A 16430-nucleotide genomic window follows, 5' to 3' on the forward strand; every position below is an offset into this window, starting at 1 on the left:
GGCCGCCGCAGTCGGCATCGTCGGCCTCCGACCCTCGCCGGGCCTGTCGCCACGCCCCGAAAAAGGTTCGGCACGGACCGTATCAAAATCCTGCCACCGGCACCTTGAAGGCCCGCGCCCGTCGGCGATTTCCAGCCGGACAGGCCGGATTTCGCATCACATCAGCCGCTGCAGCAGCGCCACCAGCATCTCGCGGCCGCCGGGGCCAAGCTTTTGGGCGAGCTCGCGCTCCTGCTCGTCCTGCATCGCGCGGGCGCGGGCGAGCAGAGCGCTGCCGGCCTTGGTCAGCACCAGCGCGTGCGAGCGGCGATCGGTGGCGGACGGTAGGCGCTCGGCCAGCCCGCGCCGCTCCAACTCGTCGAGCATGCTGACGAAGTTCGGACGCTGGATGCCGAGCGCGGCGGCGATCTCGGCCTGCTTGCGTCCGGGATTGTTGCCGATCACCAGCAGCACCGAATATTGCGCCGGGGTGAGATCGAGCGTCGCGAACCGGGCGATGAAATCCTCGAACACCGCCAACTGCGCGCGCCGCAGCGCGTAGCCCACCACCGCGTTCAGGCCCGACAGGTCGAGCGCGTCGGGACCGGCGGTCGCCTCCTCGGCCTCATCGACCGTCGCGCTGCGGGCCGTGCTGCGGCCGCGCCGCATTCCCTCCGTTGAGGAGGCCACGTCACGATTGCTCTTTCTCACACCCATTTTCCGCCCCGGAGGCCGTGACCCGTTCACATTGCCGGCCACGTCACGCCTTGCTCTTATAGTCGATAATTGTTATGTCATATACCAATAACAAGCTCGTCGGAAGGGACTGCCGCAATGCCTGCGGACGTCCCCTGGATCAAAACCAATCCAGCCGCTGCGCTCGCGCGCAGCGAACCGAGCGAGGGGGGAAACCACGGGAGACCACGGGCGGTGGACGGCACGATTCTGCTCTTTCTCCTCCAGGATGGTATCACGAACGGGGCAATCTACGCCCTGCTCGGCATAGCCCTCGTCCTGGTGTTCGCGGTCACACGGGTGATCTTCATTCCGCAAGGTGAGTTCATCGCCTTCGGAGCCCTCACCTATGCGCTTCTTGAAGCGGGACGGCTGCCGGGCACGGTGTGGCTGCTCATCGTCTTCGGCGCGGTGGCGTTCACCTTCGACTTCGTGGCCATGCTGAAGGATGGCGGCGGCGTGCGGCGGCTCGCCAAGGCGGCGCTGCTCGATCTCGCCTTGCCGGCGGCGATCGCCGGCACCGCGATGCTGGTTGCCGGGCGCGGTTTCGGCCCGCTGGCGCACGCCGCCCTCACGCTGGCGCTCGTCACCCCGCTCGGACCGCTGCTCTACCGCGTCGCCTTCATGCCGATCGCCTCGGCCTCGGTGTTGACGCTGCTGATCACCGCGGTCGGCGTGCATCTGGTGCTGGTCGGGCTCGGCCTCGCCTTCTTCGGCGCCGAGGGCGTGCGTGCACCGGCCATATCCGACCTGATGATCGAGGCGGGGCCGCTTCTGGTGTCGGGGCAGAACCTCGCGGTCTATGCGCTGACCGCGGCCTCCATCGTGGCGCTGTGGCTGTTCTTCGAGCGCTCGCTGTGGGGTAAGGCGCTGCGCGCCACCGCCGTCAACCGGCTGGGTGCGCGGCTGGTCGGCATCCGCACGAGCTTCGCCGGCGCCCTGGCGTTCGGTCTCGCGGCGCTGGTCGGCGGGCTGTCCGGCATCCTCGTCGCGCCCATGACCACGATCTATTACGACACCGGCTTCCTGATCGGCCTCAAGGGCTTCGTCGCCGCCATCATCGGCGGGCTCGCGAGCCATCCGATCACCGCGGCGGCGGCGCTGGCGGTGGGCGTGGTGGAATCGATCGCCTCGTTCTTCGCCTCGGATCTGAAGGAGGTCATCGTCTTCAGCCTGATCCTTCCCGTCCTGATGTGGCGCTCGCTCACCCAGACGCATGTCGAAGAGGAGGACTGACCGATGAACCAGCGCCTTGCGCTCGGCACCTTTGCCGTCCTCCTCGCCGTCATCCCGCTCATTCCCGGCATGCCGGTGTTCTGGGTCACGCTGCTCGGCAATGTCGGGCTCGCCGCGCTCGTCGCCATCGGCCTCGTGCTGCTCACCGGCGTCGGCGGCATGACCTCGTTCGGCCAGGCGGCGTTCTGCGGCTTCGGCGCCTATGCCACCGCGGTACTCACCGCGACGCATGGCTGGTCGCCGTGGCAGGCCCTGCCGGTCGCGCTCGCCGTCTCGGGCTTTGCTGCGGTGGTGCTTGGGCTGATCACCGTCCGGCTCTCCGGCCACTTCCTGCCGCTCGGCACCATGGCCTGGGGCCTCAGCCTCTATTACCTGTTCGGCAAGATCGAGATGCTCGGCCGCCACGACGGCATCTCCGGCATTCCGCCGCTGTCGGTGTTCGGCATCAGCCTCGCCGACCCGCGCGCGGCGCATTACCTGATCTGGACGGTGGTGATCGGTGCCGCCATCCTCACCACCCACCTGCTCGACAGCCGCATCGGCCGCGCCATCCGGGCGCTGCGGCGCGGACAGATCGCGGCGGAGTCGTTCGGCATCGATGTCGCGCGCACCAAGCTCATCGTGTTCGTCTATGCCGCGCTGCTCGCCGGCCTGTCCGGCTGGCTCTATGCCCACGTGCAGCGCACGGTGACGCCGGCCCCCTTCGGGCTCAATGCCGGCATCGAGTATCTGTTCATGGCGGTGGTCGGCGGTGCCGGCCAGATCTGGGGCGCCATCGTCGGCGCCGGACTGGTGACGCTGCTGAAGGAGGCGCTTCAGCGCGTCGTGCCCGCGGTGTTCGGCACATCGGTGCAGCTCGAAGGCGTCGTGTTCGGCATCGCGCTGGTGGCGCTGCTGCAGGTGGCGCGCGAGGGGCTGTGGCCGCACATCGTCGGCCTGCTGCCGGCACGGCAACGCGCGGCCCCCAAGCCTGCCGACCTTCTGGCGCGGCGCGCGCCGGTCGCCGGCACGGATTCCGCGCTTGAGATCGGCCGGGGCGAGGCGCTGCTGGTGCTCGATCAGGCCCGCAAGCAGTTCGGCGGCCTGGTTGCGGTGAACGACGTGTCGTTCAAGGTCCGCCGCGGCGAAATCGTGGCGCTGATCGGCCCCAACGGCGCGGGCAAGAGCACCACCTTCAACCTGATCACCGGCGTCGCCGCGCTCACCGCCGGCACGGTGCGCTATGACGGCGTCGAGATCAGCGGCACCTCGCCGCGAGTCATCGCCCGCCACGGCGTCGCCCGCACCTTCCAGCACGTCAAGCTCAACCCGGACATGACCGTGCTGGAGAACGTCGCGCTCGGCGCCCATCTGCGCGGGCGCGCCGGCATCCTCGCCGCCATGCTGCGGCTCGACCGCCGCGACGAGGCGCGCCTGCTCGCCGAAGCCGCCCACCAGATCGAGCGGATCGGCCTTGGCGAGCATATGATGAAGCCGGCCGGCAGCCTCGCGCTCGGCCAGCAGCGCATGGTCGAGATCGCCCGCGCGCTGGCGATGGATCCCGAGCTGCTGCTGCTCGACGAGCCGGCCGCGGGCCTGCGCCACTTCGAGAAGACCGCGCTCGCCGACCTGCTCGACCGCCTGCGGGCCGAGGGCATGAGCGTGCTGCTGGTGGAGCACGACATGGGCTTCGTCATGGGGCTCACCGACCATATCGTGGTGCTCGATTTCGGCACCAAGATCGCCGAAGGCCCGCCCGAGGCGATCAAGACCCATCCCGCGGTGCTGGAAGCCTATCTCGGAGGCGCGGCATGACCGAAACCCTGCTCGCCATCGAAACCGTCTCCGTCGCCTACGGCAAGGTGCAGGCGGTGCGCGGCGTCTCGCTCGACGTCAAGGCCGGCGAGATCGTCACCGTGATCGGCGCCAACGGCGCCGGCAAGTCGACGCTGCTCAACGCCACCATCGGCGCGCTTGGCGCGCAGGGGGCCATCCGGTTCCTCGGCGAGGACATCACCCGGCTCGATGTCGAGGACCGGGTGGCGCGCGGCCTGCTCCTGGTGCCCGAGCGGCGCGAGCTGTTCTCCACCATGACCGTGGAGGACAATCTGGTGCTCGGCGGCTTCCGCGTGCCGCGCGGCGTCGCCCGCGACACCATGGCCGAGGTCTATGACCGGTTCCCGCGCCTCAAGGAGCGGCGCGACCAGCTCGCCGGAACCATGTCCGGCGGCGAGCGGCAGATGCTGGCGATCGGACGGGCGCTGATGAGCCGACCGAAGCTGCTGATGCTCGACGAGCCGAGCCTGGGGCTGGCGCCGCGCATCGTCGCCGACATCTTCCGCATCATCGCCGACCTGCGGGCAGGCGGCGTGTCGATCCTGCTGGTGGAGCAGAACGCGCGCGCCGCGCTGGCTGCTGCCGACCACGCCCACGTGATGGAGCTCGGCGAGGTCAGCGTGTCGGGCCCGGCGGCAGAGCTCGCCCGCGACGAGCGCATCGTCCAGAGCTATCTCGGCTTTCACTGATCAAGGACACGGCCATGAGCTGGCGCGCACCGATCGACGACATCCTGTTCACCCTCACCCAGGTCGCGCCCGGACCCGACCGCGAAAGCCCGATGGACCGCGATGACCTCGCGATCATTCTCGACGAGGCCGGCCGCTTCGCCGAAGAACGCATCGCGCCGCTCGACCGCACTTCCGACACCACCGGCGCGCACTGGCAGGATGGCGCGGTGACCACGCCGCCGGGCTTCCGCGAGGCCTATGCCGATTGGGCGGCGGCGGGCTGGAACGCGGTGTCGCAGCCGGAGGATTTCGGCGGCTCCGGCCTGCCCACCGCGGTCGGCACCGCGACGATGGAGATGATGACCTCGGCCTGCATGGCGCTGTCGACGCTGCCGGTGCTGTCGCAGGGTGCGGCCGACGCGCTGGAGGCGCACGCCACCACCGAGCTGAAGGCGCTCTATCTGCCCAAGCTGATTTCCGGCGAGTGGACCGGAACCATGAACCTCACCGAGCCGCAGGCCGGCTCCGATCTCGCGCTGCTGCGGACCAAGGCGGTGCCGGCCGAGGACGGTACGTTCCGCATCACCGGCTCGAAGATCTTCATCACCTTCGGCGAGCACGATCTTTCCGCCAACATCGTGCATCTGGTGCTGGCGCGCCTGCCCGATGCGCCCCCCGGCGTGAAGGGAATCTCGCTGTTCCTGGTGCCGAAATTCCTGCCCAATCCGGACGGCACGCCGGGCCGGCACAATGACGTGCGCTGCGCCGGCATCGAGCACAAGCTCGGCATCAAGGGCTCGCCGACCTGCACCATGGTGTTCGGCGACGCTGGCGGCGCAACCGGCTGGCTGGTCGGCGAAGCCAACAAGGGCCTCGCCTGCATGTTCACGATGATGAACAAGGCACGCCTGCTCACCGGCCTGCAGGGCATCGCGATCGCCGAGAAGGCGACGCAGATGGCGCAGGCCTACGCGCTCGAACGGCGCCAGGGCCGGGCGGCGGGGTTCGACGGCGCGGCGCCGATCGCCGCCCATCCGGACGTCGCCCGCACGCTGGCGCGCATGAAGGCGCTCACCGTCTCGTCGCGCGCCATCGCCTATGCGGCAGCGGCGGCGATCGACCGCGCGGCGACATCGCCCACCGCCGAGGCCCGTGCGCGGGCCGAGATGCGGGCGAGCCTGCTCACCCCGGTCGTCAAGGCGTTCTGCACCGATGCCGGCTGCGAGGTGGCCTCAAGCTGCGTGCAGGTGCATGGCGGCATGGGCTTCATCGAGGAGACGGGCGCGGCGCAACTCTTCCGCGACATCCGCATCGCCCCGATCTATGAGGGCACCAACGCCATCCAGGCCATCGATCTCGTCACCCGCAAGATCGGCCGCGACGGCGGCGCCGAGGTCGCGCTGGTGATATCTGAGGCGCGCGCCGATCTCGCCGCGGCGGCCGGCCTGCTCGGCGGCTCCGCCCGGCGGCTCGGCGAGGCCATCGACGCGCTGGAGTCCGCCACCTCTCATCTCTTGGCGTCCACCACCGCCGACACCGACCGGCTGCTCGTCGCCTCGACCTATCTGCGGCTGTTCGGCCTCGTGCTCGGCGGCGCGCTCTTGGCGCGTGGCGCCGCGCAGGCCGGGGACGCCCAGGCGCACTGGCCGCGGCTTGCCCGCGTGCACGCCGAGGACCTGGCGGCCGAAGCGCCGGCGCTGCTGGCACAAATCCACTCGCCCGATCGCCGAGCCGAGGACTACCGCGCGCTCGCCGGTCTCGCCTAGACGGACATCGGCCACCCCGACTGCTCCCGATGACAGGGCGCGGTCGTGGGAGGCTGGCGCTATATCCGGTGATCACGAAATGCGAAATCCGGCCCACAGGGCCGGATTTTCGTTTTCCGCCAAGTCATGCCCGCATCATAAAAGAGGGGCGCCCGGTCGGAGGCCCGGACGCCCCAAGGGCTCGTCACCTTGAGGAACGAAACTCAAAGCACGAGAGGAAACCCGCGTCGTACGGCAAGCCGGCGACCCGGTGATCGGTCACTCGACAACGGCCCAGTCGCCATCCTTGACGGTGACCAGGATGCGGCCGCGCCCGTCGACGCCGTAATGATTGCCCGGCCCGTAGCTATAGACGGCCTGCGACGCGGCCATCTCCACCTCGGTCTCCAAGGCGTCGCGCAGCGCGTCGCGGAACGCCTGGGTGCCGGGCTCGGCCGACTTCAGCGCCACCGGCACGGCGCGCTTCAGAAGCTCGAACACATCGTACATGTGCGCGCCGAACTGGGTGATCGTGCCGGCGCCGAACTTCGCTTCATAGGCCGCGGTGTAGGCGACGCCCGGCGCCTTGGTCAGCGCGCCATCGGCCTGCTTGGCGGCGACGATCACCGGACCCGACACGAAGATCACGCCTTCGGCCGCCTTGCCGGCAATGCGGATGAAGTCGCGCGTCACCGCACCGTGGGTCTGGTAGATCGGGCCGGTGTAGCCGCGCTGGCGCAGCGCGATCACCGGCAGTGCGGCGGCGGTGCCCGATGCCCCAACCAGCACCGCATCCGGCTTCGCCGCCAGGAGCTTGAGCACCTGCCCGGCCACCGAGGTATCGGCGCGGGCGTAGCGCTCGTCGGCGACCATCTTCAGTCCCATCGGCTCGCCGGACGCCTTGAACTCCTTCACCCACAGGTCGCCCCAACTGTCCGAGAAGCCGATGATGCCGACGGTCTTGACGCCCTTCGCCGTCATGTTCTCGAACAGGCCCTTGGCCATCAGCGGCACCGGCTGCGGCATCACGAAGGTCCACTTGTCGCGGCCGGGCTGGAACGCCATCGGCGACAGCGCGAAGTGCGGCACCGCGGACTCGAACGCCACATTGGCCACGGCGATCGTGGCCGGCGTCACCGACGAGCCGATCAGCACATCGACCTTGTCTTCGGTCGCGAGACGGCGGGCATTGGTCGTGGCGTTGGTGGGATCGCCGGCATCGTCGAGCTGGATGATCTCCAGCCTGGTGCCGCCGATCTCGCGCGCGACCACGTCGAGCGTGTTCTTCTCGGGGATGCCGAGCGCGGCGCCCTGCCCCGTCGTCGAGATCGTCACGCCGATGCGCAAGGCCGGCGGATCGGCGAACGCCGGCCCGCCAAGCCCCGACACGACAAGCCCCGCAACGGCAAGCGCCGACCCGGCGACGAGGCGGCCCAAGGTACGTCGGCAAATGGTCTTCATGTCGAACTCCTGGTTGGTCGCTTCCTCGAAGGCGTCCGCGTCTTGGCCGCACGGATCGCCACCTTCTTCCGCCTGGAGCGCGATCCGATCCGACGGCATCGGATCGGGCGCGCCCAGATTTCGCGTCGTCGCATTCTCTCCCGCAAGGCCGGTTTCAGGCCTTGCGTAGACGGCTCTAGCCGGCGGACAAGCGCCGGATCACCTCTTCAGGGATCGGCCGCGACTTGATGCGGCTGGGATCGTCGGGATGCTTCGCCACCCACACCCGCGTCTCGAACCCCTCGATCGCCAGCACCTCGCCCTGCGGATCGGGCTTGAACACCTTATGAATCACATCGAAGCTCGACTTGCGGAACTCCGTCACCTGGCTCTCGATGATGATGTCGTCGCCTGCGGTCGAGGGCACCAGGAACTTCCCCCTGGTGTCGACCATCGGATAGCCGACGATGTCGAATTCGCGGATCAGCTCGCGTTTCTTCCAGCCCGCCTTCTCGAACAGGTGGTGTGTCGAGGTGTCGAACATCTCGAAATAGCGTGGATAGAACACGATGCCGGCCATGTCGCAGTCGGCCCATTCGATGCGGACGGTTCGGCGGTTGACAAGCATGGAACACCTCAGCGGGGGGGCAGGCGAAGCGCGCCGTCAAGGCGCACCACTTCGCCGTTGAGAAACGAATTTTCGATCATGTGGAGAGCGAGCGCGGCAAACTCGGCCGGCTCCCCGAGGCGGGGCGGAAACGGGATCGATTTCGCCAGCGATGCCTGTACCTCCTCGGGAAGGCCGCGCAGCAGCGGCGTGAGAAACAGGCCGGGCGCGATGGCATTGACGCGAATGCCGAACTGCGCGAGCTCACGGGCGACCGGCAGCGTCATGGCGACGATGCCGCCCTTCGAGGCCGAATAGGCCGCCTGCCCCACCTGCCCTTCGAAGGCGGCGACGGAGGCGGTGTTGATCACCACGCCGCGCTCTCCGGTCTCCAACGGTTCGAGCTTCGCCATCGCCGCCGCAGCAAGGCGCAGCGTGTTGAACGAGCCGAGCAGATTGACGCGCACCACCTGCTCGAAATCGGCCAGCGGCTGCGGGCCCTCCTTGCCGAGCACGCGCTTGGCGACGCCGATGCCCGCGCAATTGACGAGGATGCGCGGCGCACCAAGCTCCGCGCCGACGCGTGCGAATGCCGCCTCGGCCGCGCTCGCGTCGGCGACGTCCAACGCCAGCGCCAGCCCGCCGATGGCACCGGCCACCTCCTGTGCCGCCGCCGCGTTGCGGTCGGCGACCGCCACGCGTGCGCCGCGCGCGGCGAGCGCTTCGGCCGCGGCCCGCCCCAACCCCGACCCGCCACCGGTGACGATGGCGACCTTGCCCTGAATATCCATCCCCACCTCCCGGTCATGCCGCCGGATTCTCGACCAGCATGGCGATTCCCTGCCCGCCGCCGATGCAGGCGGAGGCGATGCCGTAGCGCAGTCCGCGTCGCTTGAGCTCGCGCGACACCGTCAGCACCAGCCGCACGCCGGTTGCGCCCAGCGGATGGCCGATGGCGATGGCGCCGCCATTGACGTTGAGCCTGTCCTCGTCGAGCCCGAGCTCGCGGGCGCAGGCCATCACCTGGGCGCCGAACGCCTCGTTGATCTCGATGCGATCGACACTCGCCAGCGGAATGCCCGCCTTATCGCACACGGCGCGGATCGCCGGCACCGGGCCGATGCCCATGATGTGCGGCGGCACGCCGACCGACGCGGCGGCGACGATGCGGGCGAGCGGTTGCGTACCCGAACCAGCGAGCCAATTTTGCGAGGCCAGCACCACCGCCGCGGCGCCATCCACCACCGCCGAGGAATTGCCGCCGGTCTGCACGCCGCCGAAGGCAGGGCGGATCTTGGCCAGCGCCTCGATCGGCGAGGGCCGCACATGGCTGTCCTCGCGCACCGTCTCGCCGCGGCCCTTGAGACGGATCGAGCGTGTCACGTAGCCCGGACGCTCGAACGCCTCGTCGACCACCGGAACGATCTCGTCGTCGAAGAAGCCGTCCTCGCGCGCCGCGAGCGCGCGCACGAACGAGCGGGCGGCGAAGGCATCGACCTCCTCGCGACTGATGGCGTGCGCCTTGGCGAGGTTCTCCGCGGTACCGCCCATGGTGGTGTCGCACGAGGTGTCGCGCAGGCTCTCCCACAGGAAGTCGGCGAACTCGATCTGGCCGAGGCGGAAGCCACCGCGATGGGTGTAGGCGGCCACCGGGTTGCGGCTCATCGACTCGGTGCCGACGGCGAGCGCCACGCGGGCACGGCCGAGCGCCACGGCATCGGCCGCCTGCGATATTGCCTCGATGCCGGAGCCACAGATGCGCTGCACCAGATGCGCCGGCACCTCGATCGGCGCGCCGCAATAGATGCCGACATGGCGCGGCAGGAAATAGGCGTCGAAGCTCGCCTGCGCCATGTTGCCGGCGACCACGGTGCCGATCTCGGCCGGATCGACCTTGGCGCGGGCGATGGCTGCGCGTCCGGCCTTGATGCCGAGATCGATCGGCGACACGCCGGACAGCGCGCCATTGTAGTCGACGAACGGTGTGCGGGCGCCGTCAACGACGTACACGTCGTCGAATGCGAGAGCGATCGCTCCCGCAACGGGTGTCGTACTCATCTCGTGAACTTCCTCAGAGCCTGATGATGTGCGGCTTGATCTCGGCGGCGTAGAGCGCCTCGACATCCTTGGCGCGGTTGGCGAGCACGGCGCGCTGGTTCAGCGAACCCTTGTCGGTCGACTCGCCGAGGTCGATCGAGGCCGGCTCCGCCAGCAGCGCGATGCGCGTGACGCGGGTCGACGAGCCGGTGGCCGTGCGGGCGATGGCGGCCAGCCGCTCCTGGAACGCGTCCTTCACCACCTGGTCGACCACCACCTCGGCAAACGGCGTGTCGGGCTCAAGGTGCGGCGCCAGCTTGCGGGTCGCAGCCTCGTCCGGGAACACCAGCATGCCGACATCGTCGCGGTCGTGGCCGGTGACCACGGCGTCACGCACCAGGGGATCGAACTTGCCGATGAAATCGACCCGGAGCGGGCCGACGCTGACCCAGGTGCCGGTGGCAAGCTTGAAGTCCTCGGCGACGCGGCCGTCGAACTCGAACCCGGCGGCGAAATTGTTGGGCTCGGCAAGCCGAAGCGCGTCGCCCATCAGGTAGAAGCCTTCGGAGTCGAACACCGTCTGCGTGAGGTCCGGCCGGCGCCAATAGCCGGGCGTGATGTTGGGTCCGCGCAGCCGGGCTTCCAGCTTGCCGGCGTTCGGCACGAGCTTGAGCTCCACGCCCTTGTGCGGCACGCCGACGATGCCCGGACGGTCGGCGTCGCGGACGCCGATCAGCGCGCCGGGTGAAGTCTCGGTCGAGCCGAGCGAGGTGGTGAACACCACCGGGCGGCCGACCGTCTCGATGGCGAGCTCGCGGTAGGCGTCCCACACCGGCTTGGAGAGGCCGGCGCCGGCATAGAACAGCAGCTTGAGGCGCGAGAAGAAGTGGCGGCGCAGCGCGATGTCGTCCTCAAGGTGCGGCAGCAGCGCCTCGAAGCCCTTGGGCACGTTGAAATAGATGGTGGGCGCGATCTCGCGCAAATTGGCGATGGTGGCGCCGATGCCCTCCGCCACCGGCTTGCCCTCGTCGATATAGAGCGTGCCGCCATTGTAGAGGGCGATGCCGAAATTGTGGTTCGAGCCGAAGGTGTGCGCCCACGGCAGCCAGTCGACCAGCACCGGCGGCTCGTCCTTGAGAAAGGCCAGCGCCTCGGCCAGCATCGCCTGGTTGGCGCACAGCATGCGCTGGGTGTTGGTGACGGCCTTGGGAAAGCCGGTCGAGCCGGAGGTGAGCAGGAACTTGGCGATGGTGTCCGGCCCCACCTGGGTGCGGGCGGACACCACGGCCGAGGAGATCGGCCGCTCCTGCAGGCTGGAGAAGTGGGTGGCACCCAGCTCGTCGGCCGTATCGTCGGACACCACGATCTCGATGCCGCGCTCCTTGACCTTCTGCAGGGCGCGGCCGAACACGCGGCCGTTCGATGCAAACACCAGCCGCGGTGTCAGGAGATCGAGGGCGAAGGTGAGCTTGCCGAGATCCTGCGAGATGGTGGAATAGGCGGTGGACATCGGGCAGGTCGGCACGCCGACCGCCATGCCGGCCAGCGACAGCAGCGCGTGGTCGATGCCGTTGCCGGACAGGATCAGCACCGGCTCCTCTTCCGACAGATCGCGCGCCAGGAGTGCGGCGCCGATATGCAGGATCTGCTCGAAGGCGGCGCCGTAGGTCAGCGTGCGCCAGCCGCCCTCGCCGTCGCGCTCGGCGAGGAAGGTGCGGTGCGGCGTCACCTTGGCCCAGTGTTCGAGACGATCGACCAGCGAGGCGGAATAGTGCGGCAGCGGCTTGGCCGAGCGGACGACGATGACCCCGTCGGGCCGGCTCTCCACCACGGGGTCGAGCTTGCCGAACAGGCGCAAGGGTGCCGTCGCCGGAATGATGGCGTGCATGATGGTCTCCCCAAGACGGCCCCGACCTGGCGGGCGCCGCCCCCGACGTTTCCTCGGCATCGGCCGGTTGATCCGGCCCTTCTTTTCTGCCCGCAGCCGGTGCTCCGGCTCGCGGGCCTTGCCGTCCGGTTCAGGCCGGACGTGCCACCTTGGCGGCGCGCTTCTCCAGGAAGTCGCGCACGCGGGCCTTGGCTTCGGAATCGCCCTGGGCGACCGCCGCCACCAGCGACTCCATCAGGTAGCCGACGCGCGGGTCGGCGTCGGCGATGCGCGGCAGCGCCTGGATCACGGCGAAATTGGTGAGCGGCGCGTTGGCGGCGACCCGCCCGGCAAGCGCCAGCGCCTGTGCCATCCCCTCGCCTTCGCCGACCAGATATTGGGCGATGCCGAGAGAAACCGCGTCCGCAGCCGCGTAGGTGCGGCCGGTGAGCATCATGTCGGCCATGCGGGCGACGCCGATCAGCCGCGGCAGGCGCACCGACCCGCCGCCGCCGACAAAGATGCCGCGCTGACCTTCGGGCAGCGCGAAGAAGGCCGATGGCTCGGCGATGCGGATGTGCGCGGCGCAGGCCAATTCGAGCCCGCCGCCGATCACCGCACCCTTCAGCACCGCGATCACCGGCACGCGGCCGAACTCGATCTTCTCGAAGCAGCGATGCCAAGCGCGGGAATGGAACACGCCCGCCGTCACGTCGCGCTCGGAGATCTCCGAAAGGTCGAGGCCGGCGGAGAAGTTCGGACCGTGGCCGTGCAGCACCACCGCGCGAACGTCGTCCGGAATTGCCGAGAAGCAGTCGTCCAGCGCCGCGATCGTCTCGTCATTGATGGCGTTGCGCTTGGACTGGCGGTCGAGGCCGACGATCAGGACCTCGCCCTTCCGCTCCAGCTTCAGCGGACCGTGATCGAAGACATCGGCGATCCCAGCCGGTGCGGCCGACGCCCTGTCCCGCGCTGTCCCGTCCTTCGCCATCAGCCCCTCCCGTCTGTCTCTCTTATAATTGTTATTCTGTATAACAATTCGGTGGTGTCAAGCGCAACAATTCGCCGTCGCGCAGCGGCTTTGGTCGAAGACCCATCGGCTGCCGCCGCGCCGCGGTTCGACGGCCGTGCCGACGCAGGAGTTGAAGCAACGGCAAACTGGTACTAATTTGTGCAAAGGATTGGCCGCGCGCTCCGCTGCGGCTCTCAACGACAGCGAAGAATGCCGCGCCAGAAAGCCGTTCCGGCTGCCCCCTCCCTCATTGAACACGTCACCATCGGCCCGGTCGCGGCCGACGACCTCGCCCATGTGACGAAGCTCGATGCCCGGATCACCGGCACGGCGAAGCCCGACTACTGGAACCGGCTGTTCGAGGCGGCCCGGGCCGATCCGCGCACGCAGGTGTTCCTGGTTGCCCGGCGGGAGGCCAGGCTGATCGGCTTCATCGTCGGCGAGATTCGCGCCTGGGAGTTCGGCTCGGCACCGTGCGGCTGGATCTTCGCGATCGCGGTGGAACCGGACATCCGGCTGAAGTCGATCGGCAGCGGACTGTTCGAGGCGGTCTGCTCGCGGTTCCGCGATGCCGGCGTGACAAGGGTGCGGACCATGATCGCGCGCGAATCCCAGCTCATCCTGTCGTTCTTCCGCAGCCAGGGCATGATGGCAGGCCCCTTCGTCGAGCTGGAGAAGGATCTCGACGAATGAAGCTTCAGATTGCCACCCGGCACGCGCTGTTCGCCATTCTCGAACTCGCCTCGCAGCCGGACCGCCAGATGTCCGCCGCCGAGATTGCCGACAAATATGCCCTGTCACCGAATCACCTCGCCAAGGTGCTGCGCACGCTGGGCCGCGCCGGGATGGTCGAAGCCTCCCGCGGCGTCGGCGGCGGCTATCGCTTCTGCGGCAATGCCAAGCGGATGAACCTGCTCGACATCATCGCCATCTTCGAGCCGATCGGCCCCAATGCCGCCGGTGCCCGCGAAGCCGGCGACGACACGCGCGAAGGACAGGCGTTGCGCCAGGTTCTGAACGAGATCGAGGACTCCACCCGCGCCACGCTGTCGTCGATCACCGTCGACACCATGCTCAAGCTTGTCCGCCGTACGCCGGCTCCCGACGCCGCCCCGCGGAAGGCCGCAAGCGCACGCTGAACCGGGCGCCTCATGTGCGTTCCGGTCGATCCCTTCGGGATCGACGGACACGGTCTCGCCGAGAAATCCTGGAGATGGAGCGGATTTTCCGGCGAACGGAGGGCGGTTTTCCGGTCTGCAGGCCGGAAGCCGCATCAGATGTACTGGCCGGCATCGACCTTCAGCACCTGCCCGGTGATGAAGGCGGCGTGATCGGACAGCAAAAACAGCACCGCCGCCGCGACGTCGTCGACACCGGGCAGGCGCTTCAGCACGCTCTCCTCCAACGCCTTCTGGCGATGCTCCGCGGCAAGCGCCAGCGTCATCTCGGTCAGCACCATGCCGGGAGCCACCGCATTGACGCTGACGCCACGCGGCCCGAATTCGCGCGCCGCGGTCTTGGTCAGCGCCACCAGGCCGGCCTTCGAGGCGGCATAGTTGGCCTGGCCGAACTTGCCGCGCAGGCCGTTGATCGACACCACATTGACGATGCGGCCGAAGCCCGCCGCCATCATGCCCGGGCCCACCGCCCGGATCAGGTTGAAGGCGCCGGTCAGATTGACGTCGAGCACCGACTGCCACTCGTCGTCGGACATCTTGGCGATGCTGCGGTCGCGGGTGATACCGGCATTGTTGACCAGGAGATCCACCCCCGCCCCCAGCTCATTCAGCGCCGCCGACACGGATGCGGACTCGGCGACGTCGACCGCATGCGTCTCGATGCCGGTGAGCCCCGGCTCGGCCGCGCGATCAAACACGTGGACGCGCGCGCCCCCCGCCTTCAGCCCTTCGGCGATGGCGCGGCCGATGCCGCGCCCGCCGCCGGTGACCACCGCGGTGCGGCCGCGAAAGTCCCAAGCCCGAACCTCCGGGGCCGCGGCATGCGCGGCGTCGGCGATCGCCGCCGTACCGCTTGGTGCCGGACCACTTGGGGCCACACCACTTGGGGCCGGACTGTCCGAGTTCCGATCGAGCGTCATACATCCCCGCTGCAGCTTGACTTCCGTTATTTACGCATTAGCGTACCTTAATAACGTTTTCAAGCGGGGGGTTGCCGTGGGGAGCACCATCGAGGTCCGATCGATCGAGGCTGGCGACGTCGAGGCGGCGATCGCCCTCGACCAGCACAATACCGGCCAGTCGCGGCGAGGCTTCTTTCACAAGCGTTTTGCCAGCCTCGCCGCCCACCCCGAGCGCTTCGTCTGGCTGGCAGCGGTGGAGGCCGGCGGTGTCGCCGGCTTCGTCTCCGCCCACGTGCTGGACGGCGAATATGGCGGCCGGACCAGCGCCGCGGTGATCGACGCCATCGCCACCCGCCACGATTTGCGCGGCACTGGTGTCGGCGCCGCCCTCATCGGCGCGCTGGAGGACGAGTTGCGCCGCCGCGGCGTCGCGGAAATCCGCTCCGAGGCGGACTGGACCGAGCAGGACATGGTCGCGTTCTTCGCCCGCGCCGGGTTCCAGCTCGCGCCGCAGCTCGTGCTGCACCGCCCCTGCCTCGCCACCACCGAGCTGTGAGCCCGCACATGACCATCCTCGAGACCGATTTCAGCGACTCCTCCAGCGACGACATCGGGGCGCTGGCGCGCGACCGCATTCCCGTCCGGTCGATGACCGAGGCCGACCTGCCGGCGATCATCGCCATCGACCGCAAGCTCACCGGCACGGCGCGCCCTGTCTACTATCAGGGCAAGCTCACCGAGATGCTGGAGGAGAGCGGCGTGCGCATCTCGCTGGTCGCGGAAGTCGATGGCGTCTTTGCCGGCTTCGCCATGGCGCGGGTCGATTTCGGCGAATACGGCCGCACCGCGCCGTCCGCCGTGCTCGACACCATCGGCGTTGCGCCCGAGTTTCACCAGCGCGGCGTCGGCGCGGCCCTGATCAGCCAGCTTCTCGCCAATCTCCGCTCGCTCAATGTCGAGACGCTCTGCACGCGGGTGGAGTGGAACGCCCTGCCGCTCATCGCCTTCTTCGAGCGGGCGGGATTCCGGCCGGCACAGCGGCTGAGCTTCCAGCGCAGGCTGTGATCACGCGCATCGAATCGCAGGCTGACTCTTGCACTGGCCGGAACGACGTTCCGGCCAGCGTCGTTTCAGGTCAGGCTACGGCTTCCGGTTGATCCCTTCAGGACACCGGACGCCAGAACGAAAAAGGCCACGCAGGCTTGC

At 68.9% G+C, this 16430-nt stretch carries 16 protein-coding genes; 8 read left to right on the forward strand and 8 right to left on the reverse strand.

Annotated elements, in window-relative coordinates:
• Window positions 1–156 precede the first annotated feature (156 nt).
• A complete protein-coding gene (locus tag F1193_RS00090; protein WP_246164039.1) occupies window positions 157–648 on the reverse strand; it encodes a MarR family winged helix-turn-helix transcriptional regulator in 492 nt (163 codons plus the stop codon).
• A 261-nt stretch (window positions 649–909) separates the two neighbouring features.
• Here F1193_RS00090 and F1193_RS00095 point away from each other — a divergent pair, with 261 nt between their 5' ends.
• Genes F1193_RS00095 through F1193_RS00110 form a run of 4 tightly spaced genes read left to right on the forward strand, consistent with a single transcriptional unit; the run spans window position 910 to window position 6202 of the window.
• Window positions 910–1950 (forward strand): branched-chain amino acid ABC transporter permease, encoded by a 1041-nt coding sequence (locus F1193_RS00095; RefSeq protein ID WP_150095643.1) that lies wholly within the window; start codon window positions 910–912, stop codon window positions 1948–1950.
• Between the two features lie 3 nt (window positions 1951–1953).
• Window positions 1954–3744 (forward strand): branched-chain amino acid ABC transporter ATP-binding protein/permease, encoded by a 1791-nt coding sequence (locus F1193_RS00100; protein WP_150095644.1) that lies wholly within the window; start codon window positions 1954–1956, stop codon window positions 3742–3744.
• Window positions 3741–4454 (forward strand): ABC transporter ATP-binding protein, encoded by a 714-nt coding sequence (locus F1193_RS00105; RefSeq protein ID WP_150095645.1) that lies wholly within the window; start codon window positions 3741–3743, stop codon window positions 4452–4454. The genes F1193_RS00100 and F1193_RS00105 overlap by 4 nt, the downstream gene beginning before the upstream one ends.
• 14 nt (window positions 4455–4468) lie before the next feature.
• The gene (locus F1193_RS00110; protein ID WP_150095646.1) at window positions 4469–6202 is read left to right on the forward strand and encodes an acyl-CoA dehydrogenase family protein; all 1734 of its coding nucleotides are present in this window, start codon (window positions 4469–4471) and stop codon (window positions 6200–6202) included.
• 258 nt (window positions 6203–6460) lie between these two features.
• On the opposite strand, the gene F1193_RS00115 is transcribed toward F1193_RS00110, so the two are convergent.
• From F1193_RS00115 to F1193_RS00140, 6 genes are all read right to left on the reverse strand, one after another.
• Entirely contained in the window at window positions 6461–7642 is a 1182-nt protein-coding gene (locus tag F1193_RS00115) for an ABC transporter substrate-binding protein (protein WP_150095647.1), read from the reverse strand.
• Between the two features lie 175 nt (window positions 7643–7817).
• Complete coding sequence (locus tag F1193_RS00120) at window positions 7818–8249, reverse strand: acyl-CoA thioesterase (RefSeq protein ID WP_150095648.1); 432 nt, start codon at window positions 8247–8249, stop codon at window positions 7818–7820.
• 8 nt (window positions 8250–8257) lie between these two features.
• On the reverse strand, window positions 8258–9019 hold the full coding sequence (locus F1193_RS00125) for an SDR family NAD(P)-dependent oxidoreductase (RefSeq protein WP_150095649.1): 762 nt from the start codon (window positions 9017–9019) through the stop codon (window positions 8258–8260).
• A gap of 13 nt (window positions 9020–9032) precedes the next feature.
• A complete protein-coding gene (locus F1193_RS00130; protein WP_150095650.1) occupies window positions 9033–10286 on the reverse strand; it encodes a thiolase family protein in 1254 nt (417 codons plus the stop codon).
• Window positions 10287–10299: 13 nt separating this feature from the next.
• Window positions 10300–12153: a feruloyl-CoA synthase gene (locus F1193_RS00135; RefSeq protein WP_150095651.1), complete on the reverse strand. Its 1854-nt coding sequence runs from the start codon at window positions 12151–12153 to the stop codon at window positions 10300–10302.
• Window positions 12154–12283: 130 nt separating this feature from the next.
• On the reverse strand, window positions 12284–13123 hold the full coding sequence (locus F1193_RS00140) for a crotonase/enoyl-CoA hydratase family protein (RefSeq protein WP_150095652.1): 840 nt from the start codon (window positions 13121–13123) through the stop codon (window positions 12284–12286).
• Window positions 13124–13354: 231 nt separating this feature from the next.
• Between F1193_RS00140 and F1193_RS00145 the strand changes: the two genes are divergently transcribed.
• Together F1193_RS00145 and F1193_RS00150 are read left to right on the forward strand one after the other, a co-directional pair.
• Complete coding sequence (locus F1193_RS00145; RefSeq protein ID WP_150095653.1) at window positions 13355–13837, forward strand: GNAT family N-acetyltransferase; 483 nt, start codon at window positions 13355–13357, stop codon at window positions 13835–13837.
• Window positions 13834–14283: an Rrf2 family transcriptional regulator gene (locus tag F1193_RS00150; protein WP_150095654.1), complete on the forward strand. Its 450-nt coding sequence runs from the start codon at window positions 13834–13836 to the stop codon at window positions 14281–14283. Before F1193_RS00145 ends, F1193_RS00150 begins: the two co-directional genes overlap by 4 nt.
• Window positions 14284–14417: 134 nt before the next feature.
• Here F1193_RS00150 and fabG read toward each other — a convergent pair whose 3' ends face one another.
• Window positions 14418–15200: a 3-oxoacyl-ACP reductase FabG gene (fabG, locus tag F1193_RS00155; protein WP_246164040.1), complete on the reverse strand. Its 783-nt coding sequence runs from the start codon at window positions 15198–15200 to the stop codon at window positions 14418–14420.
• Between the two features lie 118 nt (window positions 15201–15318).
• Between fabG and F1193_RS16970 the strand changes: the two genes are divergently transcribed.
• The gene (locus F1193_RS16970) at window positions 15319–15780 is read left to right on the forward strand and encodes a GNAT family N-acetyltransferase (RefSeq protein ID WP_170263201.1); all 462 of its coding nucleotides are present in this window, start codon (window positions 15319–15321) and stop codon (window positions 15778–15780) included.
• Between the two features lie 8 nt (window positions 15781–15788).
• Window positions 15789–16289: a GNAT family N-acetyltransferase gene (locus tag F1193_RS00165; protein WP_150095657.1), complete on the forward strand. Its 501-nt coding sequence runs from the start codon at window positions 15789–15791 to the stop codon at window positions 16287–16289.
• The last annotated feature ends 141 nt before the right edge of the window (window positions 16290–16430 follow it).

Source organism: Blastochloris sulfoviridis, from assembly GCF_008630065.1.
Lineage (GTDB): Bacteria > Pseudomonadota > Alphaproteobacteria > Rhizobiales > Xanthobacteraceae > Blastochloris > Blastochloris sulfoviridis.